A 23,431-nucleotide genomic window follows, 5' to 3' on the forward strand; every position below is an offset into this window, starting at 1 on the left:
AATATAAAGGAGCAAACCACTATGGAAAGAATACAATCCTCCGAACAATTTCAAGATAAAATCAATGATGATAGCTTTACGGTTTTAAAGTTTGATGCAACGTGGTGTCACGATTGTAAGAATTTAGATCGTTTTATTGGGGACATTATCACTGAACACCCCGACAAGCATTTTTATGCGATTGATTCGGAGCAATTTGTAGATCTTGCAGAGCAGTATGAAGTGCGAGGTATACCAAGCCTGCTAGTTTTCAAAAAGGGTCAGAAATTAGCTCATTTGCACAGCAAATTTGCCAAGACGCCAAGCCAGATTAGAGAATATCTAGAGACCCTAGTCTGATATATGAGAAAACCTTCTATCGAAGCCATTCGAGGATGAGCGACCGCGTTTTAGTGGTCAAAAAGGACCGGGAGCACTTCTTACAAAGTGTCTCCGGTCCTTTCAATGTTAACTAGCTTAAGTTATTCACAGATACCCTTATTGGTATACTTCCATTTCAAATAGTGAGTAGCCATATTGCGTGTTACGTTGCGTGCCGTTCATTTTTACATACCTAGCGTTGGCTGGGCTGAAGTCAATGTTAACAATGCCGCCTTTTCCGGTTGTCGTTGCATACACAGGTGACCATGACTCTCCATCCGTAGATACTTCGACGGTGTACGCTTTGCCTGAAGCATTTTCCCAGTTCAAAACGACATTACTAATCGAGACATTTGCTCCCAGATCAACGATGATCCATTGTGGATCGCTGAATGCCGACTCCCAACGTGAGCCCTTATTTCCATCCACCGCATCACTGCCACCTCGCAATGGGTTCTCCGACGTGAGTGTCGGCTTGTTCAGAGCAAGATTAACTGCCAAGTTCGGCGTGATAACCTGTTGAACGGAAGCTTCGCCAAATCCGGTCGCCGGAACGCTGATCACGTAGTTACCAGGTTCAGTGAATAAGGAAGCGTCTAGGGTGATTTTCCCCGGTGATACGGTATAGTTCGCTGTGTTTAACGCAGCTCCGTTGACCTTCACCGTTTGGATCGCCTCACGCCATGCTGCATCCTCTACATAAGTGATTTCAATCGGCTGACCTACCGTATTCTTCGTTGTATCTGCCGTTAGAACAGGTGTTGTAACGGGTACTGTTGGTGCCGTTTCGGCGCTGCCATACACTTCAAATTCAAAAAGCGAATAGCCATATTGCGTTGTTCGTGTCGTACCGTTCATCTTCACATATCTTGCGCTCTCTGGAGCAAATGTAAGATTATCGGTTCCAGCTTTACCTGTTGTTGTCGCATAGACCGTCTTCCATGTTACGCCATCCAAGGAAACTTCCAGCGTATAGCTCTTTGCCGCTGCATTTTCCCAGTTCAAGCGCACAGCGTTAATGACATGCTCGACGCCCAAATCAATCGTGATAAACTGCGGATCGCTGAAAGCTGACTCCCAACGAGAACCTTTATTGCCATCCACCGCTTTATTCCCGCCTTGAAGCGGATTCTCGGAGGTAATCGTCCGTTTGTTCAAAGCAAGATTAAGAGCCAAATTCGTGTTTGTAGTCACTTCCTGCTGCACGATAGCATCGTTGTAGCCTGATGCCTGAACGCTGATCGTATAGCTGTTAGCCTCTGCAAATAAGGATGCGTCCAAAGTCAATTTCCCAGATGCTACGTTATACTGAGCAGCAGACACAATCGCTCCGTTGATCTTCACCGCGTTAATCGCATTACGCCATACCCCATCATCCGCGAAGGTGATTTCAATCGGTTGACCGACCTTATTCAACGTAGTATCTGCGTTCAGTGTAGGAGCTGCTAGCGCATTCGATGGGTTGCCATATACTTCAAACTCCCACAACGAATAGCCATATGCCGTGGTCCGTGCTGTACCATTCATCTTCACATATCTAGCACTCACTGGTGAGAATGAAATGTCGTTGATACCTGGTTGACCCGAAGTTGTCGTATAAACCGTTTTCCAATTGGCTCCGTCTGTGGAAACCTGAATCGTATAGCTTTTACCTGCGGCATTTTCCCAGTTCAAAAGCGCACGGCTTATGGTGTGCTCTGAGCCCAAATCAACCGTAATAAATTGAGGATCGGTAAACGCCGACTCCCATCTTGTATCCTTGTTTCCGTCAACCGCTTTACTGCCTGCTTGTCCTTGATCTACCGAGGTGAATGTCGGTTTGTTTAACGCAAGGTTCACAGTTGAGCTCGTGATGATAACTTGCTGAACGGCAGCCGTCGTGTACCCTTTTGCCTCAATCGCAATCTCATAGCTGCCGACCTCAGGGAATACAGAAGCATCCAACGTAATTTTTCCAGACGCAACACTATATTGACCCATGTTCAGTACGTTTCCATTGACCTTCACAGCGCTGATCGCACTACTCCAAGCCGCATCTGTGTTAAACGTGATGTCAATTGGCTGACCAACTCTATTCATAGTCGTATCTGCCGTTAGGTCAGGTGTATCCAGAGCACCTGAAGGGGTGCCGAATACTTCGATCTCCCAAAGGGAGTATCCGTATTGCGTTGTCCGTTTCGTACCGTCCACTTTGACATATCTTGCATCCACTGCTGGGAATGTAATATCATCGATCCCTTCATGTCCGCGCGTTGTAGTGTATACGGTTGTCCATGACTCCCCATCCTTAGAAACTTGAACGGTATAGTTTTTGCCTGCGGCATTTTCCCAGTTCAAGCGTACATGGCTAATTTTATATGCTGATTTCAGATTGACAGTAATGAACTGTGGATCGTTGAAATCAGACTCCCAACGTGTATCCAACTTGCCATCTACAGCGAAGGAACCAGCTTTGTTCGATTTCTCCGAAGTAAGGGTTGGTTTGTTCAACGCAAGGTTAACCGTAGAGCTCGTAATGATATTTTGCTCAATCGCAGCATCCGGATATCCGTCAGCTGAAATCGTAATGATATAGCTGTTTTCCTCGACAAATAAGCTGGAATCCAAGGTGATTTTACCTGGTGCTACGTGATATTTTGAAGTATCCACCTTGCTTCCGTTCACTTTTACCGTGTTAATCGCGTTTCTCCATGCTTCATTATCGGCATAAGTCAATTCGATTGCTTGACCCGACGTATTCTGTGAAGAATCCGGCGCTAATGGTGGAGCTATCTTTTGATTCCTGTCACTAACTTTCGTAGGATCAACTTTCACAAGGCTTTTTGGCCCTACAATGGCAGAGCCGGTTATACCAGCTGCGTTGCGGAAAGTGACCGTAACAGGTGCGTTCGTCGGGTTCCAGATCATCGATGAGTAAGTAGTTCCTTTTTTATACACCGTTGCACTCGACCAGCCTGTTGCCCAGATCTCGTTGGAGCGCTGACCCAAAGTAGCCATGTTATGTACAAACCAATAGGTATCGAAAATTTCGTTCTTCTGTGTACCTTCCGTCGTCCATTTGTTCAGAACGCCTTGTGAATCGCTAAGCGACTGGATTGGCCAAACAATATGCTGCCAAGCCGTCTCAGGCCCCTTATTATCCTTCACGAAGCCATTGTACAAATCTGCAGCTTTTTGTGTATCAAAGCCATAGCTTGTCAAATATTCACCAGTCGGCAGCCAGTGGATGCCGTATACATTAACAGGATCACCGCTGAAGAATGTACCGAAATTATATGCACTTCCATATACTTGACCGACCGATTTGTGCTTAAACCCTGGCAGCCAGTTGTCGTTGTCATAATTGAACCAATATTGCTGTACCGCTTTTAGTTCGGTCGTAAAGCCATAAATGGCGATATCGCGATCTGCCTTGCTGCCAGAAAGCAAGCTCCACATGTATTCCCCGACCCAACCGAAGAGTGCCTCTCCCGCTGCTTCTTGGTTATTCCCGCTGTTATTGTCCCCATACCCGCCAGCCCATGAATGGCCTTCATACGGATCGAAGTTGCGAAGGAATGGATAGAGTGGATCGTTTTTGGATGGGTTGGCATAGTCACGAATAAGGTGCTCAACCATGCCGCCGTAATTGTCTTTAAAATCTTGATCATACGTGGCTAGGATGGCGGAAGCGAACGCATAATAACCATACGTAAAATGGTGGTCCGTTAAACCTGTGTTTGCACCAAATTCACTGGATTTGTAATACATAGTACCCCAGGTAGGATCGTAATACATAAAGTATTCCGGTTCGCCCTTCGTATACGTATACCAGTCGGTCAAAATCGTTTTCAATCTGCTAAGGAAAACATTTTTATAATAGGTATCGCCGATTTGATCGGCAATCAATACACCCATAGCCAAAGGATGAAGAACTTTTCCTTGCCAGTACGCATCGCCTGCCATGATGTTTTTGGAGGTCGACTCATCTAGGAAGTCCAATTGCTCTAACAGAGCAGTACGTGAGTATGATGGATCACTCGGCTCTGTAAATTGAGGCACAATTCCGTTGAATTTGTCTACCGTGGTAAAGGAGTTGCCTTCATGCAGCTTCAATGTACCCCGAATGGACGAATACGTAAGATTCGTAAGTGATGAATCCGTCAACTTCCATTGATGCGGCAATAATGTCATCAAAGTTGTTGGAGCCAAATCTGCCCGCTTCTGATCAATCATCACATCGAACTTGGTCGTGACATCCGACGTATCCTCACTAAAACTCGGAGTGACTGTCGTATTTGTGACGAAAGCATAAGCATGTTGATAAAAGTAGTTCAAATCACCGGCCTCAGGAATCGTAGCCAAGGACAAATAATGCTGTTCATTACCTAATCGAACCTTAATTTTGCCCCCGACTTTCGTAAAAGTTGAACCTTCCGGTGCGAACACACCGTAGTTTCGGGTTACGGTTTGGGGTTTCGGAGCCCCATCCTTGTTGGTAACAGTGAAACCAATATGGTCCGCTTTTACAGAAGCGCCTTCAGACGACAGGATCTCGTTGTTGCGGTCATCGAAAAACCGCGTTGTAGCAGGAAAGTATAATTCCGGCGTTGATGGATCGCTGAACTCGGAGTAAAGATAAGGTGAACCTTTGACGAACGTTGTTTTCATTTTTTCGGTCTCGTTGTCACTTAATACGACAGTAGCAGCCCAGTCGCTGTACCCGGATATTTTATTCTTAATGCGGGAGGCACTGATATTGCCAGACATCAAGTAAACATCGGGATCTCCGCCTGCATACTGCGAGTTCCCACTCTCATCCACCCAGCCCGCGCCAGGGTTCAGGATACTAAGACCTTGATTGGTATATTTGGATTTAAGCGGTAGTGTGATCAAACTGTCACTCAAATCTTTAATCAATACGGACTGCCACCAATCGTTGGAAGCAATCGGCGCAGCGACATCATCCATTTTATTGACCGGCGGTCTAGGCTGTGGCATTGAAACATCATTGGTCAAATAACTACCCTTTCCAACGTTTACTGTAGAAGCAGTTGGCAGTGTCGGAATGGTATACGTTGGTTGAGGATCCCCTGACACGTAATCATACACGGAGAAATTGAATAGCGAGTAACCAAAGCTAGTCGTCCGACTAATGCCTTTCATTCGCACATAGCGGCCACTGGCATAGACCTGCGTATCCATTAAACCTTCTCGCCCATTCACTTCTCTGTAAATCGTCTTCCAATTGACGGCATCATCAGATACTTGAAGGTCGTAAATTCTACCTGCAGCATTTTCCCATTGCAAACGAATCCGTCCGATCGTGTGAACGCTTTCTAAATCAACATATATCCACTCATCGCTAGTATCGTGGGAGGACCATCGCGTCTTCATATCCCCGTCTATAGCATTCTGCGGGATCATAAGTGGTTTGTCTTTCTCAGCAATTTGGTAGGAGGAAGCGACAACTGGTTTATTTAAAGCAACATCCTCACCAAGAACTATGGGCTGAGGGTTAGTTCCACCTGTACCGTAAACCTCAAATTCATAGAGCGAAACGCCATAATTCCCTGCGCGCTCGAGAGACAACATACGAACGTAACGCCCAGATCCTGTTAGAGCAATCGTATCCACGCCCCCGTCACCGGCAGCATTTACGTAAATATCTTTCCACTGCGCCTCATCGTCGGATACTTGAATCTTATAGGATTTGGAATAGGCGTTTTCCCAGCGAAGAACAACTTGGTCAATGGTTGCCTTAGCACCAAGGTCAACATAAATCCACTGTGGATCTGCACTAAAGCTACTTCCCCAGCGGGAGTCCGTGACGCCATCTACCGCCTTATCGGGCGTTAATCCGCCCTCCATCGATGAAGCGTACGTTGCTCCCTCATACGAAATGAGATGCGAACTAGCAGCAGCCTTTGCGGCAGTCGCCTTTGGGGTAGGTAACACGCTAAATACGCTAAGTGCCATGGATGAAGCGATCAATACAGAAATAATCTTAAAAAATTTCTTGCGAATACTTCTAGCTTGTAAAGCCATACCGATTTATCCTCCTTAGATGTTGCCCCTATGGGGTTCGAACTGTGCATGCAGTCATTGTCCACGTTTCCATGCGAATTTTGTCGACTGTATTTCACAGCCTGATTATATTATCCACTGGTAAAATAAAACAATGAGCACATCTACCTAAGGGTCGGGCCTACTAGTCCAATTTATGCCTAAATGGAAAGCATTAAAATATAATTTTCGGTTCATTATTTCAGCCGAGCTTGAGACAATAATTCTAGATGTACGCAGTCTCATCGCGTGTACATACCCTCAAACAAACTCATGTAAATTGATGGGTATTATTGCCTATATAGCGATAGTTTTTATGTATGATCTATATTTTATTTTTTTTGTAAATGTCTAAAATGACGTTTCGCACGCAAAGTATCCCCTTCAATTTCACTCACTCCTTATGTTCATAAGGTTTTTTTGAGTGTATATTAAAGGGGATTTTGCATGCTTATATATCATCCAATCGGTTTAGGCGTAACAGGTGTTGGCACCATTGCCATGCGGTTTTTCATCGAAAGGAATAAGGTAAGGATGGCAAGGAAAGCCACAACGATAGCTAGAATCCAAATCGCATTACTAAAACCATATGCCGTCGATATCACCCCGCCACCGTATGCGCTGAGGCCTTGGAACAAATAAGCGACAACCAGTACCGCAGAGATAAACTGTACGCGATATTGAGCAGATGCGTTGATTACGACAATACCAATTCCTCCGGCAGCAGAGAAACCATAGCCAAGCCCACCGAGGATCGACGAGATGAAGAATAGCACAAAGGAATGCAACTCCGAAGCGGCAACTAACATAATCACGGTCAAAAAGGCGGAAATCATCCCAACTCTGATCGACGTTCTAGGACCCAAGCGCCCTGCAATCGTTGCGCTAACCGCGCCAAGCAAATATGATATCGACAGCACTGTTCCTATAATAAGAATGTCATTCGTTCCAATGACGTCACGTGCAATTTGAGCGCCTAGCGACAAAAAGACTGCACCATTCGCGAAACCCGTGCCTACTGCTAATGCAGCTAATGCGTATAGACCCCATTGTCCTGGCGGGATTTGAATACCTTGCGGCTTCCAACCAGTTTTCCTAACAATTTTATTTTGCGGAATGAAGAAACATAAGATCATGCTAATCAACACAATAGCGGTTAAAACCCAGTAACTAAAATGCAGCGGCGACGGGGCATATTTAATGAGAATGGCACCGATAATCGTTGCGAAAAACAACCCGCTAGCTTGTGTGATTGTATTAATGGATCCAGGATATTTCTGATTGGACTTCGGATTAAATTCGACAAGTGCCGCGGCACCAGAACCTGCTGTCAGCCCAACTCCAATACCTTGCAGTATTCGACCACCAAACAGCCAAAACACATTCGGTGCTGAAGCAAAAGCTAATGCGCTTATGAGTAGAAAAATAAGCCCGATTAACAATGTATTTCGACGGCCAATGTAGTCCGAAATGTTCCCTAAGATAATGAGGACCAGAATAAGCACGATCGGATATGTTGCAAAAATACCTGTCGTTACTGCCTTCGAAAGATGCCATTCCGAAGCATAAATAGGAAATACAATCGAAGGAGCTGTACTTGCCCACAAGCTGACTGTTAATATCCAAGCTACGGCCCAGAAGGCCGCTTTCGTTGACAATGTTTTCATTCATCTTTCCTCCTTCATTAGTATTTTCATACCTTGTTTAGAACTAATCGATTACTAATTTACTCCTGAGTCTGAAATAACTGTGGATACAAGCTTGCCACTCCACCTGCAAGGCCTTTCTGCACCTTACGACTCGTATCGTCAGCTACGATCTCCAAGCTATCGGCTTCAATGCCGTCAATAGCAATTCTGGCGATATCAGTAGGATTAACTTTTGGCGCTTGAATATTCGCAGTCATATCTGTGTCCATAAACCCGACGTGCAGACTGGCAACTCGTATGTTGCGAGGAGCTAAATTCAGTCTCAGCACGTTAGTCAATCCCCACTCTGCCGATTTAGCAGCGGTATAAGCTCCAGCGTCCCCGATACTGAACCAGGATAGGGCAGAGAGTACATTCAGAATGGTTCCCCCACCATTTCGCTCAATAATCGGTGCAAATGCACGAACCATGGCGAGTGTACCGAACACATGCGTATCGAATTCTAGTTGAATGTTATCCCAGTCACTTTCGAGCAATGACGCGCCGGTTGATGACCCCGCGTTGTTAATTAACAACGTCACGTCCTTTGCTACTTCAGCAGCCGCGGCTACAGATTTCGGATCCGTAATATCTAATTGAATCGGAATGGCACCAGGAATATCTACAGTTTCAAGATTTCTAGCACCCGCATACACTTTAGCCCCTCTAGCAATCAGTTCAAGCGTAAATTGACGGCCAAGCCCCCTGTTCGCTCCTGTGACTAACGCAATTTGATTTGTCATGTTCAACATTGTAATGCCTCCAATTCATATTTTCATTATTAAAGAATGACCATTCTTTAATTGGCTAAAAAAATGCCTTTTTGTTGACTATGAAACTCCTACATCTCAGGGCGTAATTAGCCTTCGCCCTTATCCATCGTCTTTCATCTTCCCTACGTCATACAGCATACCAATTCAAGAACGATCGGTCAATAACTATTTATAACCATTCCCCATCATAATTGAGTTCCACTGATTTATCTGTATAGTATTTGATGAAAAACGAATTTTATTCAAGAACAATCATTCCAAAAACGACAAATAAATGCCGACGGCTATGATCTTTCTTACATTAAGATCGACATAGCCACCGCCGCTGCATCCTCCAGCATTTTGCGATCTGTTGCTGTTTTGGCCATAACGTGCAGACCGTGTCTTGTATTTACAAGAAACCGTGCAAGTTCACGAATCCCAAACTTACTCTTGAGTGCTCCTTTTTGTTGCGCGCGAATCAGGAAATGATAGAATGTCGTTTCCAAATCGAGTGTATGAGCTTCTACACGCAGTGATATAACGGGATCCGTGTTAGCAATTCCCATAGCCGTGTTTGCCACAAAACATCCGCGGCGCTGATTCTCATCGCTTAGTGAAACATCGATCAGCTTCGTAAAGAAGCGCTGCAATACCTCTTTGGGTTCGCCTTCTTCTTCCAAGATGTAATACACACGTTCCTTCGCAACCATTCGGAACCGATCCAAACAAGTTAAGAATAATTTATGCTTATCCCCGAACGTATCATATAAGCTACCACGATGAACACCTGTACGTTCCACCAAGTCTTGAATCGATGTTCGTTCGTAACCTTTCTCCCAGAACACCTCCAACGCTTTATCTAGCGCGGCTTCCTGATCGAACTCTTTAGGTCTCGCCATCCTAACAACCTCCTTTCCTAGCTATCATACACGTTTAAGAACGGTCAGTCAAGAATGCACTAACTTCGATAATAGGACAATACCCAGCAAACGCCGTTTCGATCCGTAACAATGGCTAGCAGTCCGTTGAATGGTGCTTCATACATGTCTACGTTAATAGCCCCATTGGCTGCAAGCTCTCTATAGATTGTTCGGTACGCTTCCTCTTTCTCGATGCTCACGAACACTCTCACATAATCGCCTTTCACTGCTGGTTTTGCCGCTAATGTATCAGCAAATTTAAGGATTGCGCCATCTACATGTAGGTCCGCGTTAAGCACTTCTTCTCCCTGTTTGCGTAAGATCACGATTTCGCCACCAAAAATGCTCTGATAATAGTTGATTTCATCCTTACAATTTTCCACAACGATAAAAGGAATAGCTTTCATTATAGTTCTCCTCCTCACATTTATTAACTCATTTCCGAACAATCCTGCGTCTACTCCTGCTCGGTCAAATTGTGAAGCACGATTTTCAACAGGTTTAACATCTTGTCATACTCTTCGTCTGTCATGCCTTTTCGGGTTTTATTTTTTACATGAGCCAGAGCTTCCTGTACCTTTGGTACTACCTCATGTCCCGCTTCCGTCAAATATAACAACTGGTAGCGGTTGTCCGCGGTGTCGACTTCCCTCCGTACATAGCCTTCTACTTCTAGCTTAGAAATTGCTTTCGCGGTTGTCGTCTTATCAATAAGCAGCTTTTCGCTCAATGCTTTCTGTGTAATTGGCTGACCAAACGCGATTGCCATTAGAAAAATATATTGCCCGCTTCCAATTCGATATGCCGCTAACTCCGCTGAGATCGCTATCTGCATATGGCGGTATATGGCTGAGATGTATTGGCCATGTGATTCTGATGGTTTACCTCCGTCATTTTGACTCCATTGGTGACCCAGTGTATTTCCCCCTTTAAATAGGATGTTATTGCAACTAATTTTAGTATATGACAAATAGGATGCTATCGCAACTAATTATGAACACAATTTTGTATAATGATAATGTTACACCTTAGCGATTTTCGCCTTAGGCGACGAATACTCGTACATCATTTGCTCCTAGTAGCGAATAACCTCCCTCGAAATTACTGTTTTGGACAAGCGCCAACGCAAGCACTGATGCGTCTAGCATGGCGAGATTGATTTACATGGTGTTGCAAGTCCGATGGGTAAAAAGGAAGCTTACCATTCCTCCCGGTATGGTAAGCCTGAGCATAGCGACTTGCGTACGCCATGTCTTTCTGCAAGTTATGTTTCTTACTGTACTAAACTATCCAAATCCGGCTGCAATTTGTTCCGCAGAATATACAGCATAATAGCACCAACAAGGAACGCGACGGCATCCGCTATGACGAGCGACCAGACTACACCGTGAAAGCCATTCATTCGATTGGCTAAATAGAGCACAGGAATCAGAGTAATCCCCTGAATAACGGACATAATGAATGCGGCGGTCCCTTGCGCCGTTGCTTGAAAGATCCCTGTAAACAACGTGGTCATACCCGTAATAAATAGGGATAAGAACGTTACATGCAGGATGTAGCTGCCCATCTCGATTAATTGCGGGTCATTCGTGAATAATCCGATTAAGTGGTCGGAAATTAAATAGACGATGACGCCGAACACGGCGGCCAACACCACGATCACTTTGATCGTAAATCCAACTGTATGCTTCATGCGTAATTTATTCGCCGTATACGAAAAGGCAATGAGCGGCACGACACCCTCGCATAGTCCCATTAGAATAAATTCGGGAAATTGCAATAGTCGCGACGATATTCCGAAAGCTGCTACTGCCGGATCCCCATATTCAACAAGAAAATGGTTAAAGATGAGCGACATCGCACCCAGGAAAATGCTCATAATAAAGACGGGAACTCCGATTTTGAATACATTGCTCACAATTTCTTTGGTAGCCTTGAACCATTTTAAGGAGATCGTTAAGAATTGGCTCTTACTTCTCATGTGGAAGGCGTAGAAGACAATCGCAACCAAGTTAGAAATGATCGTAGCAGAAGCAACGCCTTTTACGCCCCAATGGAACACGAAAATAACGAGCACATCAAGAATAATATTCACGACAACGCTCAGAATCATCCCCGTCATCGACGTGATTGCGGCTCCCTCCGATCGAACGATATTCTCCAGCGTGAAGAATAATACGACGATTGGCGAACCAATCAGCATAATTGTGACGTAGTCCTTGGTGAATGCGAAGGATTCAGCTGTTGCTCCCAAGCTACGAACGATTGAATCAATCATTGGAAGGCTGACAGCCATCACGATAAGACCGAGAACTAAACTGCTGTAAAAGGCGAATGAAGATACATGTTTGACATCCTCGTATTTTTTCTCCCCTAGCAAACGGGAGATGAATGTACCGCTGCCCATGCCAATCAAGTTACCTAACGCCATAATGACCGCGAATAATGGCAAGGTTAGTGCGAGTGCAGTTAACATAGCGGTATTATGAAGCGTGCCAAGGAAATAGGCATTCAAGATGGAATAGATAACACTCATTGACGTGCCTAGCATCATGGGAACTGCGAAATGAGCTACGGCTTTGGCGATTGAAGCTTTCTCAAAAAAATGGAGGTTTTCTGCATCCATATGATCACTACTTTCATCGTGTATTTGACCTCTACTCTAACACTGTAAGGTTGTGCCTTACAGTGTTAGATGATATCATGAATCTATAGACCTGTAAAGGAAAACCTTACACTGTTAGATGGAAAGGTGAGTAACGATGAAAAAGCAGCAGCCTCAGATTTCTGAGGAAAAGATTTTGAGTACATCGTGGGAGCTTCTTGGGACAGATGGTATCGAGAAATTCAGTATGAGACGCTTGGCCGACAAACTAGGAATCCAGGCTCCCTCTCTGTATTGGTACTTCAAGAGCAAGCAAGATCTCTACCAACGATTGGCCAACCAGATATCAAAAATAACCTTGGATGAATTCGACGGCAAGGGAGATTGGAAGGTGCAGCTAACAGGGTTTGCGATAACAACACGGGATGTGTTGCGCAGGTACCCTTGTTCCACGCAGCTGATGATGCTTACGCTTCCCCACGAGCCGGATATTATCCGGTTCACCAACCGTATGCTGCTCTGCATGGAATCGACCCCGCTTGAGCAAGAGCATCAATTACAAGCGATCCTTACGGTCATGAACTATGTCTTCTACTTCGTTCTTGATGATTATGAGCATCAGCGAAATGTAGCGGCTGTCCTTAAGGAGCAGGGAGAGTTTCCGCAGAGGGAGATGGATCGCCTCCTGGACGCCATGAGTGAGGCGGATGCAGGACTATTCCGGAGGATGTTCAAGAGCGGGCAGTTCGAGCTGATGGGGACTGACCGATCGTTTGAGTTCGGCTTGAAGCTGATCCTGTTAGGAATTGAGCAAGTGATAAAGGAACAGGAAAAGTAGAATGTAAAGCAAAATGCCGATCCGATTTTCGGAGGGGCGGTATTCACTGAACACTAAGTGTTATCGTTAATATTTGCACTTGTTTTCTTTGTCTTTAGCGGCGGTTTGATGAGTGCTGCAACAGCACTGTTGTTTCCAACGTGGTACAGCCAAATTTAGAGCAAATGGTGCAATAGATATATTTTTATGAAATCAAAAAAAGATCCTGAGTGAGATATATCTCACTCAGTGTCAGGTGATATAAAAGTCGTGAACTAATTTTGTTGATTTTACTGGGTTTGCCGCGGCACGTGACAAAGGTGAAAAAAAGAAAGTCATGAACCACTAAAAATTACCATGTAAAGAATGTTGTGAACCACCTTTTCAAATAATGATCTCATGACCAGATTCTTGGGGGGAGCGATTTGTACTGCCAAGGCTACTAAATTCTAACTATAGGATCTACCAATGGGCAAGGTGCTCTTGTAGAAGGTTGTAAATGGGCTCGAGCCACGATATTCTGTTGTGTATTCAATCCGCCCTTCCCATGCGACTCGTATGGTTAAAAAAGGAAATCATTTGTCGACTATAGAATATGTCAAACAGATGATTCTTGGAAGGGAAGGTAGGGACAACAGTGCATCCACAGCTATTATTTGTGTACATCGGTGATATTGATAGGTGCCTAAAAGAACAGGCGTTCCATCTCACTAACGACTTCAAAGTGCAGTATCTTCAAGCAGAACGCAAGCTTGTCATTAAAGAAATTAATAATCCCTACAAGGGCTTATGGGGGGATAAGATTAGCAACATCAACTTGATTGTTGGGAAGAACGGCGCTGGCAAAACTACGTTGATGGACCTCATCGGCTCCACCAAGTCAAGACGCCTTCGTATGTTTAAACACATCCAACAACCTGGGAAGGCTCCTTATACAGAATGGTTCGCCGTCTATCATGTGAAGGAAGATATCTTCGTTATTGAAGGGTATAATCCCCATATATTCGACAATATAAGTGGAATTTACGAAACCACCAGCTATGAATACAGCATTTGTGTTCGGTTCGATTTCCAGTCGGAAACAGGTGTTTATTATGAATATATTCAAGAAAGCTCTTATGAGAGGGAAGAACGTTTGTTTACCTTGGACCAGAGTGTCTTCTCCTTGTATCTTACGAACGAGAGGAGGAGGAACTGGTTTGCTGGGGACACAGTGACAAACGAGGGCGACCATTATGTGGGGTTCAAGAGAGATTATTTGAACAAACCTTCTCATGCCAACCTATATAAGTTCCTGAGCAAAGGTTATGAAGTCCTTGAGCCAGAATTTACTGCATCCGAAGCAATATGCGAGATCTCCCTATACGATAACATCTTCGAAACTTTCGAATTGCGCTCAGAGCTTTTGGAGGCATTTGATTTACAGCTATATCAGGATAAGACCCAAATAACCTACTTCTCTCGTATACCCACAGACTGGAGTCTCAAACATCACTTCATAATCCTGTATCTGGAGATGCTCATCATTGATACATGGGCGAACCAGTGTCATGAGATTCTCAATGAAGAGGAGCTGATCAAGTACAGAGCAATCATTGAAGCGATTACATGCAAAGATCTGTCTTTTGAGGAGAGAGTGGCGTATTTACTGACGATCTTGCAAATCTTTAACGAGATCATGACTCAATTCAAACATCCTGACTGGCATCACCTTGATACTAAGGCAATTCATAGTCTCGTACAACTTCTAAAAGCCGTGGATGACCGCTTCTTCATCAAGACTTCGAAGATCGTCATACAACTCAATCAACAAGATGAAGTCGCTATTCATGATGTGCTCCAGCATCTGGATTGGTACTTCAACCATATATGTGGAACATACCCGATGTTGGACATTAGCATCGGTCGACTGAGTACTGGGGAATTAGAATTTGTAAACGGATTTGCCAATCTCTATACCGCCGTTGAAATAGCTGTCAACAATCGGCAGCTCGATACGGTATTGCTACTTTTGGATGAACCAGATTCATCGTTTCATCCCGAATGGTCCCGGAGATACATTCGTAACCTAGTCTTGTTCTTGAATAAAATTGATGCAGCGCGCGATGTGAAATTTCAGATAATTCTTTCTACGCACTCTCCCTTCATAGTATCGGACGTGCCAAAGGAGCATATCTGCTGCATTAGAGTTACGAAAAGCTACGATGGAATACAGAGAAAGGTACATCAGGCGAATTTCGGGCTCATGAGTAATTTTTACGACATTATCAAAAGCGACTTCTTCATCGATTCCCCACTGGGTGAGCAAGCAAAAACCATCTTCACTAACCTTTTACAGGAGATTACTGGCCTTCAGGAGTACAATAAAGACCGAATTGAGCACATATTTGCGATAATTGCTGCAATCGGGGATGAGGTGATTCGCAGGAAGCTACAGGAGTTGTTGAGGGATGCCGAGAGGCGGCTTCTCCCAGCCCGCGAACGCGATCTGCGAATTACTGAGTTAGAACAGGAATTAGCACGGCTACGCAACGAACAGAGGGAACGACCATGATTCAATTAGACCAAACACCCTTACTAACCAACGGACCGCAATATTGCAACAAAATGCGTGGCGAGATGATCAATAGATACAACAGGGCCAAGGTCGCAACGCCGATAACGAACCCGTTCACTGGCTCAGCCTTTACTACGCTGTGGGAAGATGACGCAAGCGGATTACTCCACACCGGATTTGTAGATGATCTGCTTTCCAGCCCAATGGAGACGACGTGCTCCTCCTACCCACAGATCGACTGTTATATGAAGACGTGTAAACTTGTGTACTTCGGCTCGTTCCAAATCGATGATGAGTTGAACAAAGCAGGCAAGGCGATTTCCAAGCCGAATAGGGAGAATTATCGCAGAGATTTCTTATCCCGATACGATAACTCGTGGATTTCCAGTCATAAAGCCAGGCATCAGAGTTATTTCCAGAACAATATTCTGTTCCGAAATTTCATACAGGATGTCAAACGCGATCTAAAGACTCTGAATCAAGCAATCAGCGGAGTTACAGACTATGACTTCATGGATGCAGACTATCGCCATGAGATATTATCTCGGATCGGCACAGAAGTGTGCCCTTATTGTAATCGTCAGTATATTACCCACTACGATGAGGATGGGACAACCAAGACAACAGCGGATCTGGATCACTTTCATCCTAATTCCGCATTCAAACTCTTCTCTCTGTCACTATTCAATTTCGTACCCTCTTGCCAAATCTGCAATTCCCGATTCAAACTAGCCAAATGTTATGATATTGTTTATCCATACCACCGCGGGTTTGACGAAAGTGCATGGTTTAAGGTGCAATTGAATGGAAATAGCACTGTGGATACCTTAACTGGAAATAGCACACACTTTGATCTTGATTTGGAATTCGACAGTACAAGCACATATGCAGTTCAAATTCAGAACAGCATGGAATTGTTCAACTTGGCAAAGGTCTATCAGAGCCATAAGGAATATGTAAGAGAGCTACTTTACAAGAAGCATGCATATGCCAAGACGTATCAGGATGACATGCAAAAGCTGTTTAACACCATGAAGCTGAGTGAAGAACAAATCAATCTATTCCTATATGGTAACAAATTGCTGCCAGAAAAGCTGTCAATGCGACCTTTATCAAAGCTTGCCTACGATGTAATAATAAAAGGGTAACAAGTAAGACTGCCATGAGAGCCAACGGCAGTCTTTTCACTACGCCCTAAATCATTAAACACTCATTAAGATTTGAAGTAAACCACAAGTATGCACATCAAGAAATCACATAAGCAGTTCAAAATTTCATAGCAGTAACGCTTATTTTTGCTTAGGATATTACCATGCAAAAGAAAATTCGGGAACCACATAATATACCACGTTGATGTGGTTTAATGCATAGTGAAGTTTTAATTACTGAGAGTTTAAAATCGCTCTTAAAATCACCTATAATTTGAACATGAATTGTCTAAATTGTTATTTGGCCTTTCCAATAATGATTTAACATAAATTCTATCGGAAGAAACGGTATATGTTATATCAGTTACACTCCTTAAAACAATCACATTATTTGTTTGGATAATACGTATCCCCGCTAAACTAGCATATTGGTTGTTAGGATGATTATATTCTATGCATACATAATCATTATCAAACTGAGCTAGATTCTTTCCTAATGCCCCCCATTGCTGCGTTGAATGTAGAATGAATAAAAACAACAAAAGAAAAGATAAAGGCAAAGATACAACTGGGAATAACATAGCTTTTTTTCCAGTAAATGGTTTTAGGTACTTGTACGCCAAAAAAAGCATAAATACAGAAAGAGTAGTAATAAATGAAGGTAAGATAAAAGCGATGTTTAATTCCGCTATTAACTTATCTAGATTAATGTACTCAGTAATTCTAAGTTCTTCGTGAAAAATAAAATATTTATATAGTTGTTCAAAGTAACCTGGACCATCTAATCGATATAATAAATAATAAAGTAAAAAGGGAAACATCTCTCTAGAAATAATAAAGTATGTAATAAATGCTACTAATAAAGCTAAAGAAATTATTACATAAATGAATACCTTCTTTTTTTTAGAACTGAAATTATTTCTATTTAAATTAGGTATTAAATAATTATGAATTAGTTGAACAGTATAATATAAAACTGCTACTGGTAACATTGAACCTATTAATAGAAAGAAATAAATAAAAGCATAAGAATAAATAAGTTGTATCGGAAAAGTTATCGAGTTGTTATAGGCTGAAACAAAGGAGAGAACTTCATTCTTAGCTTTACTTTGAAGTATAACAAAACCGATATTATAAAATAAAAACACTGAAAAAATACTAAGAATAATGTTTATAACTACCTTACTTATGAATGGCATTCGTAGATACCACAATAGTATGCTACTAAAAGGGATAATTCCAGCCCGGTCTTCCACATATTGAATCACGCGTTGCATTACAGATTGATATGTTGCTATTAGTGCATTCATTCTAAACCTCGTTTAGTTTTTGATATCGGATTAATAGAATCATAATGAATATTACTTTTCAATCTAATGATCAATTATCACTCCTACTCAATATCTAATATGACATTAAAATCAAATTAATAGTCTAGTTCACGATGCCTTGTAAGTATTTTTGTAAATCAGCGGTGCTTATATATTTAGCGGAAACTCCTTTAATAATTTTTTTAATTGAATTTGATTCCAAGGTTTTTATGGTATCTTCGTTGAGTTCTAAGTATTGATTTCTAATAATCAGAACACAGTCAGAAGTAATAAAATCTTCTTCTCTCTCCGTGATAATCGCGAATCTACCACTTTGTCGTCCAACCCTTATTAAAATAATATCCCCTCTTTTGGTAGTATGGACCTTAGCAGGTAGTTTTGTGGTATACCTAATTTTGTTATGATTTATTGAGTTTGTAGCTGAAAATGACGAACTATGAATAACTGGAATACTTGCTTCCACTTTATCGTGTAAATCACTACTAGAAATGTTATTTCGAAGTATATTTTGTGTACTACTATGCTGAAGATTCCCTTCAGGAATAAGCCCCCAATTTCCGCTTATAATTTCTTCATAGGGCAAACTTGCAATGCTATTTTTCTGAAATTCTCCTCCATTGGAATTGGCACCATAATATTCAGTGTTGACTTCTCTTGTTTCATTTTTCAGAATTATTATAGAAGTACTAATATCTCGGTCAAAAACATTATCCGGTAGCTTTATTATCTTCTGTATATGAAACTTACTAGCAAGGAAAATTCTTAAATCTTTTTGACTTTGTGATTCAATAATACTATTAGGTACTATTGAAGCTAGTGTACCTCCTACCCCGACCAAAAGAGCATTAAATAGCATCATTGTGCTTTCAATCCTGGTGTATATATGACCACTAAAGTTAAAATTTATACTTTCCTTTATTACTTCTAATAATTGTTTACTAACCTTCTCATACTGAAACGGAGGGTTAGCAAGGACTAAATCAAACCTTTTATCATTCTTGAAGCAATCATATGAATAAAACCTACCATCCATTATCAGGCTTCTAGAAGACCGTATATCAAAATCTATACCAATGCATTCGGTTTCATTCCATTTAGCACTTGCAGCATCTAATAGGTTCCATGATCCCGCGCAAATATCAACAATTGATGCAGGTTCGATAACCCCGCATTCATTAACTAAGAATTCCGCCAATTTTTTAGGAGTATAATATTTACTAAAATCCCTCATTAATCTCACCCTATTATTACTGCCAAATTATTCGAAGAATAAGCCCTCAAGTGAGTAGACCCTACGCACTCCAATACCAGATGTTCTATGTGAACTCACTTTCGGATGATCATACATAATTAATACATCTTCATGTTTAATAGCAAACAAAGCACATGCAAGAGTGTGTGGTTTGGTTCCTAAAGGAGCCACAATAACTTGATAATTTTCTGAATGCTCTCTATAACTTGACTCCAATACTTCCAAAGCATAAAAAGGATCCCACGCAGTGACTCTTCTTAATTTTGAAAACACCTCAGTAGATTTTAGCGTGTCTAAATTAAAATAAAGCCCCAACATGTGCCACCCCGCTGAAAATGAGGGTAGTGGTATTATCGGGCTAATTTCCACTGGCCCCTCGGTTAATAAGTGCTCACATAGTTCTTTGAATCTTCCCCCTTCAAAACCAAGGAAAACTAGAACAGATGACTGCATATCATTAGATAATCTTAAAAATCCAGGTATCGAGGTAATTGAAGTGATCCCTTCACTTAATTGAAAGTTGGGCATTAACGTAGCATCTCTTTTTTTACTATACTCGATAGGCTGCACATAAGTTACTATTAACCTATCATATGAAAAATCATAAAATGCTTTTAGTAAAATAAACATAGCTTCGTTAGCCATACATGTGATGTCTATTACAATGTTGTGTTCATATTGGATTAGTTTTTGTACTAGATCTTCTGCGTTCACAATTGGATCATCATCAGAGAAATTAATCTCTTCCGAAAAGTTTTCAAGTTGAATGCTCAATTTTGCAAGAGAGTGATCGTACGTAAGTACCACAATTTTAGTTGCTGTAGGCATCTTACTTCTAAAATAACTATCTCTTTCATCCGTGTGGTAACCCTTTATCAATACCGTTGGAGATTCTAATGATTTATCGAGATCGTTTTCACTTAGTATTCTCCAAGATATGAGATTTTCAATATCCATTCCTATCCCCCTGAAGAAATGTATCAAATAAATCCATTTGCTTAGTTTCAACAACATTAGTTGAAACAGCTTCATTTTTTAGATACTTTCTTAATAGCTTTACAGAGATGTCCTTTTTATCGTGGTCACTTCCTAATATTAAATTTTCAAACTCACTCGATTGCAGTTCCAATTTATGCATTTTCCTAATAGATATGTTGTAATATGGTGCATATATTCTATTCAATAAATAGTCACTTCCTCGAATTTCTGTATCTTTCCTTAATTTCGTAGCTGGTATTTCTTGTAAAACAGAATACATCAGTGCTCCTCGCAAGATCCCTTTAGCCTCATTAGATACATCCCCAAGAATAGCAAAGTGATTCCTCTCAGGCTGACTTTGTCTTTCATCCTTATTGAGTTGCTCGAATACACGACCTAATTGATTAGTAAACGAAGAAAGGCTCGAACCAATTGACGGATAGGATTTAACCTCAAATACTTTATCCCGACTAACATCATGTGCTGCTCTAGACTGCGTCAAATAATCAAATGCCTTTGGTTCTAGTGGGCTGAATCCCTCATCGACACTTAATTCCCAAGCCCGAGAAAATAGTGCTACAAAGTTTCTCATAATTTTAGATGACAACAATACATAAGTTTCAAACCCAGCATATATTTTTCTTGCCTTGTAGTCACTACAAAGTAGATACAAAGTTCCTATTCTATTGTGCCTGTACAACTCAATAAATTTTTTGTTCTGTTTTTCTCTTAAAAAAACAATATTCTCTGGCGTCATTTTGCGTTCTAATAATACTAAATGGAACCTACTTTCTAGCGGTTTATCCTCTAAAATAAGTTTCTCAAGTAGCATTTTTTGTTTATTTGTATCCGATGTAAAGTTATTTACGTGAGCTATAATTCTTTCAACATATTCCGGTTTCCGCTTACTCTTATTTAATAATAATAGCGCTTCATCCTCCGCCCCAAGATTCGGTAACAAATTTCTAACATCTAGAAAGTCGGGATTTCTAACTTGATTTAGAGATAGGCTCTTATTAAATGCTTCGATAATCAATTGGGAATAATCTTCATGTTTAAAATCGGTTTGATAATCAATTAAATCAAAATCAGCAATCTGTTCCAGTGACTCGGTGAGAGATAACGTTTGTTGAGTCCACCAACCTCCCGGACGCATCGCTAGCTTAAATATAACTGGTGGTTGGTTTATTTTAATTAGGGTATTTACTATTCTTTGCTGATTCTCACTTAAGTTTTCAAATTCATCTAAAAGAATAAACCAGGTCTTACCAGTGAATTGCGAGTTTTCCGCCAATATATTACATAATTCAAAAAAAATATCCCCATTATTTGTCAGGATTGGTTCTTTTACTTTTCTCGGATTATTTATATACTTTATTAATTCATCAAGCTTCCTTCTAATATCCTTTTCAACGAAATTCAGATCAGACGCTTCACCATCAAAATCAACTATCTCTGCATATCGGTTTATGAATTCATTTAGCGAGTCTTTCTGAATAAGGCTCTTGTTTTTTATAATATTTAAGGTCTTTGTTATTTGTTGGGAAATCCTCAAGTTAAAGTAGTGTGCAAACAGATGCCCCCAAGTCTCGTCTTCTATTCCTCTGCCTCTAAAACTAGAAACAACATTTGTATCAATTCTTATATAACACCCTATATGATTCTCAATATCCCATAGATTTACTGATTCTTCTTGATTTTTATTGATTATTTTATATTCAAGTGCCATTGATTTTAAAAGCATCGTTTTGCCAGTGCCTCTCCCACCTACGAGGACAGCTGCTTTGTTTTTTAACAATCTTGAGTAAAAGGATTGTGGTGGCATTGCGAAATAATCAAATACCCTATTACCTAATTCTTCTGCTCTTGTAGCAAAAATAATCTTATTTTCCATTACACATCTTCCCCTCTATAACGGATCAATGAAATCCATTCACTGTGCTCCTTATAATAAAAAGGACACGAGACATCGGGCGCACCATGTTCGAAAGTTACCGCCCATGATTTTTCTCTATACCCTTTAGATGGTATATTTTTTTCGGTTTCGAGATCATTCAAAAACTCAATTCCATTTGTAAAATCTTCTGGAAACCAAAAACTCTCTTTTTGAACATCATTTTTTTCTGTGAGTATCTCTGCCGCAATAACCCTAAGCCCTGTCTTGTCAATTACATCTAATACTGCATCATGAGGTGCCACTGCAACTGTTAAGTAAACAGGAATATCCGGTTTTATTTCAGCAATCATATCTCGAATGCTTATGTATTTCTCTCCTAAATCTGTCCGATTTGTATAAAATTCAATTGCCTGAGTTCCACTCCCTATCATATCATCTACAAAAATGATTGCCTTTACCTCTCTTCTTCTAAGCTTATATATCATATCTTGTACGTTATTACACAGTTCAGTTTCAGTTATTATATTTTGATCTCTTAATATTCTTGCAATCATAAAACTACTTGAGGCTGCAGAATCGGTTGCAAGCGGACATACCAGTATCTTTTGTTTTGTTTGTAATATGATCTCTCTCCATATATCTTTTTGTTTATAGCTACTGTCATTAATTGAAGCAAGTGCAATCTCACGAATAGATTCTGTGAAAGAATGATTGATTAATGCTATAACATCTCTTTTATTATAAAACATAAGTTGGTATGCTAAATATGCTGCATAGTACAGTTGCTCTTCTGTAGTAAATTGCTTTCGCCATCTCTTAAACCTGTCAATTGATACATTACCCCATACCCCATATTTAATAAGAGTTGAGATTTTATCGAATACTGTTTTTACAAATTCAGTTGCTTCCACAGGGATTTCTTTTGTCATTGACAACCAACTTTCTAAACTGTTTCATTTATGCAACACATTAATATTATTTTCGACAAATTACTAATATTTCCTTTATTCTCGTCATGTATTTCTCTGGGATACTTTGATTTTCTGTTACATTCAACAGCAATCAACATTATTTTCCT

16 protein-coding genes are annotated in these 23,431 nt (G+C 41.2%); 4 read left to right on the forward strand and 12 right to left on the reverse strand.

The genetic code is table 11. The features are described 5' to 3' along the window. Nucleotides 1–21 precede the first annotated feature (21 nt). Nucleotides 22–339 (forward strand): thioredoxin family protein, encoded by a 318-nt coding sequence (locus HQN88_RS31990; RefSeq protein ID WP_173119939.1) that lies wholly within the window; start codon nt 22–24, stop codon nt 337–339. A 138-nt stretch (nt 340–477) separates the two neighbouring features. Here the strand turns inward: HQN88_RS31990 and HQN88_RS31995 are convergent, their stop codons facing one another. The 7 genes from HQN88_RS31995 to HQN88_RS32025 all read right to left on the reverse strand — a co-directional run bounded on the left by HQN88_RS31995 (nt 478) and on the right by HQN88_RS32025 (nt 12,394). Beyond that, nucleotides 478–6,387, reverse strand: coding sequence for a galactose-binding domain-containing protein (locus HQN88_RS31995; RefSeq protein WP_173119941.1), 5,910 nt, complete (start codon nt 6,385–6,387; stop codon nt 478–480). 476 nt (nt 6,388–6,863) lie between these two features. Then, complete coding sequence (locus tag HQN88_RS32000) at nt 6,864–8,072, reverse strand: MFS transporter (protein ID WP_173119943.1); 1,209 nt, start codon at nt 8,070–8,072, stop codon at nt 6,864–6,866. Between the two features lie 59 nt (nt 8,073–8,131). Continuing rightward, entirely contained in the window at nt 8,132–8,845 is a 714-nt protein-coding gene (locus tag HQN88_RS32005) for an SDR family oxidoreductase (protein WP_246320577.1), read from the reverse strand. Between the two features lie 317 nt (nt 8,846–9,162). After that, nucleotides 9,163–9,747, reverse strand: coding sequence for a TetR/AcrR family transcriptional regulator (locus HQN88_RS32010; RefSeq protein ID WP_173119945.1), 585 nt, complete (start codon nt 9,745–9,747; stop codon nt 9,163–9,165). 59 nt (nt 9,748–9,806) lie between these two features. Then, complete coding sequence (locus HQN88_RS32015; protein ID WP_173119947.1) at nt 9,807–10,175, reverse strand: VOC family protein; 369 nt, start codon at nt 10,173–10,175, stop codon at nt 9,807–9,809. A gap of 50 nt (nt 10,176–10,225) precedes the next feature. Further along, nucleotides 10,226–10,738 carry a MarR family winged helix-turn-helix transcriptional regulator gene (locus HQN88_RS32020; protein ID WP_246320578.1) on the reverse strand — a complete coding sequence of 171 codons (513 nt, stop codon included), beginning with the start codon at nt 10,736–10,738 and terminating at the stop codon, nt 10,226–10,228. A 303-nt stretch (nt 10,739–11,041) separates the two neighbouring features. Next, a complete protein-coding gene (locus HQN88_RS32025; protein WP_173119949.1) occupies nt 11,042–12,394 on the reverse strand; it encodes an MATE family efflux transporter in 1,353 nt (450 codons plus the stop codon). A 136-nt stretch (nt 12,395–12,530) separates the two neighbouring features. Here HQN88_RS32025 and HQN88_RS32030 point away from each other — a divergent pair, with 136 nt between their 5' ends. The 3 genes from HQN88_RS32030 to HQN88_RS32040 all read left to right on the forward strand — a co-directional run bounded on the left by HQN88_RS32030 (nt 12,531) and on the right by HQN88_RS32040 (nt 16,895). Further along, nucleotides 12,531–13,211 carry a TetR/AcrR family transcriptional regulator gene (locus tag HQN88_RS32030; protein WP_173119951.1) on the forward strand — a complete coding sequence of 227 codons (681 nt, stop codon included), beginning with the start codon at nt 12,531–12,533 and terminating at the stop codon, nt 13,209–13,211. Nucleotides 13,212–13,827: 616 nt separating this feature from the next. After that, nucleotides 13,828–15,744 carry an AAA family ATPase gene (locus HQN88_RS32035; RefSeq protein ID WP_173119953.1) on the forward strand — a complete coding sequence of 639 codons (1,917 nt, stop codon included), beginning with the start codon at nt 13,828–13,830 and terminating at the stop codon, nt 15,742–15,744. After that, nucleotides 15,741–16,895 (forward strand): hypothetical protein, encoded by a 1,155-nt coding sequence (locus tag HQN88_RS32040; protein ID WP_173119955.1) that lies wholly within the window; start codon nt 15,741–15,743, stop codon nt 16,893–16,895. The genes HQN88_RS32035 and HQN88_RS32040 overlap by 4 nt, the downstream gene beginning before the upstream one ends. 263 nt (nt 16,896–17,158) lie before the next feature. On the opposite strand, the gene HQN88_RS32045 is transcribed toward HQN88_RS32040, so the two are convergent. The 5 genes from HQN88_RS32045 to HQN88_RS32065 form a co-directional block, all read right to left on the reverse strand. Next, on the reverse strand, nt 17,159–18,205 hold the full coding sequence (locus HQN88_RS32045) for a hypothetical protein (protein ID WP_173119957.1): 1,047 nt from the start codon (nt 18,203–18,205) through the stop codon (nt 17,159–17,161). A gap of 124 nt (nt 18,206–18,329) precedes the next feature. Further along, complete coding sequence (locus HQN88_RS32050) at nt 18,330–19,457, reverse strand: N-6 DNA methylase (protein ID WP_173119959.1); 1,128 nt, start codon at nt 19,455–19,457, stop codon at nt 18,330–18,332. Between the two features lie 27 nt (nt 19,458–19,484). Then, nucleotides 19,485–20,435 carry a hypothetical protein gene (locus HQN88_RS32055; RefSeq protein WP_173119966.1) on the reverse strand — a complete coding sequence of 317 codons (951 nt, stop codon included), beginning with the start codon at nt 20,433–20,435 and terminating at the stop codon, nt 19,485–19,487. Further along, on the reverse strand, nt 20,425–22,350 hold the full coding sequence (locus HQN88_RS32060) for an ORC-CDC6 family AAA ATPase (protein WP_173119968.1): 1,926 nt from the start codon (nt 22,348–22,350) through the stop codon (nt 20,425–20,427). Before HQN88_RS32060 ends, HQN88_RS32055 begins: the two co-directional genes overlap by 11 nt. Then, complete coding sequence (locus HQN88_RS32065) at nt 22,350–23,282, reverse strand: phosphoribosyltransferase-like protein (protein ID WP_173119970.1); 933 nt, start codon at nt 23,280–23,282, stop codon at nt 22,350–22,352. Before HQN88_RS32065 ends, HQN88_RS32060 begins: the two co-directional genes overlap by 1 nt. Between the last annotated feature and the right edge of the window lie 149 nt (nt 23,283–23,431).

Source organism: Paenibacillus qinlingensis (assembly GCF_013204845.1).
In the GTDB taxonomy this organism is placed as follows: domain Bacteria; phylum Bacillota; class Bacilli; order Paenibacillales; family NBRC-103111; genus Paenibacillus_E; species Paenibacillus_E qinlingensis.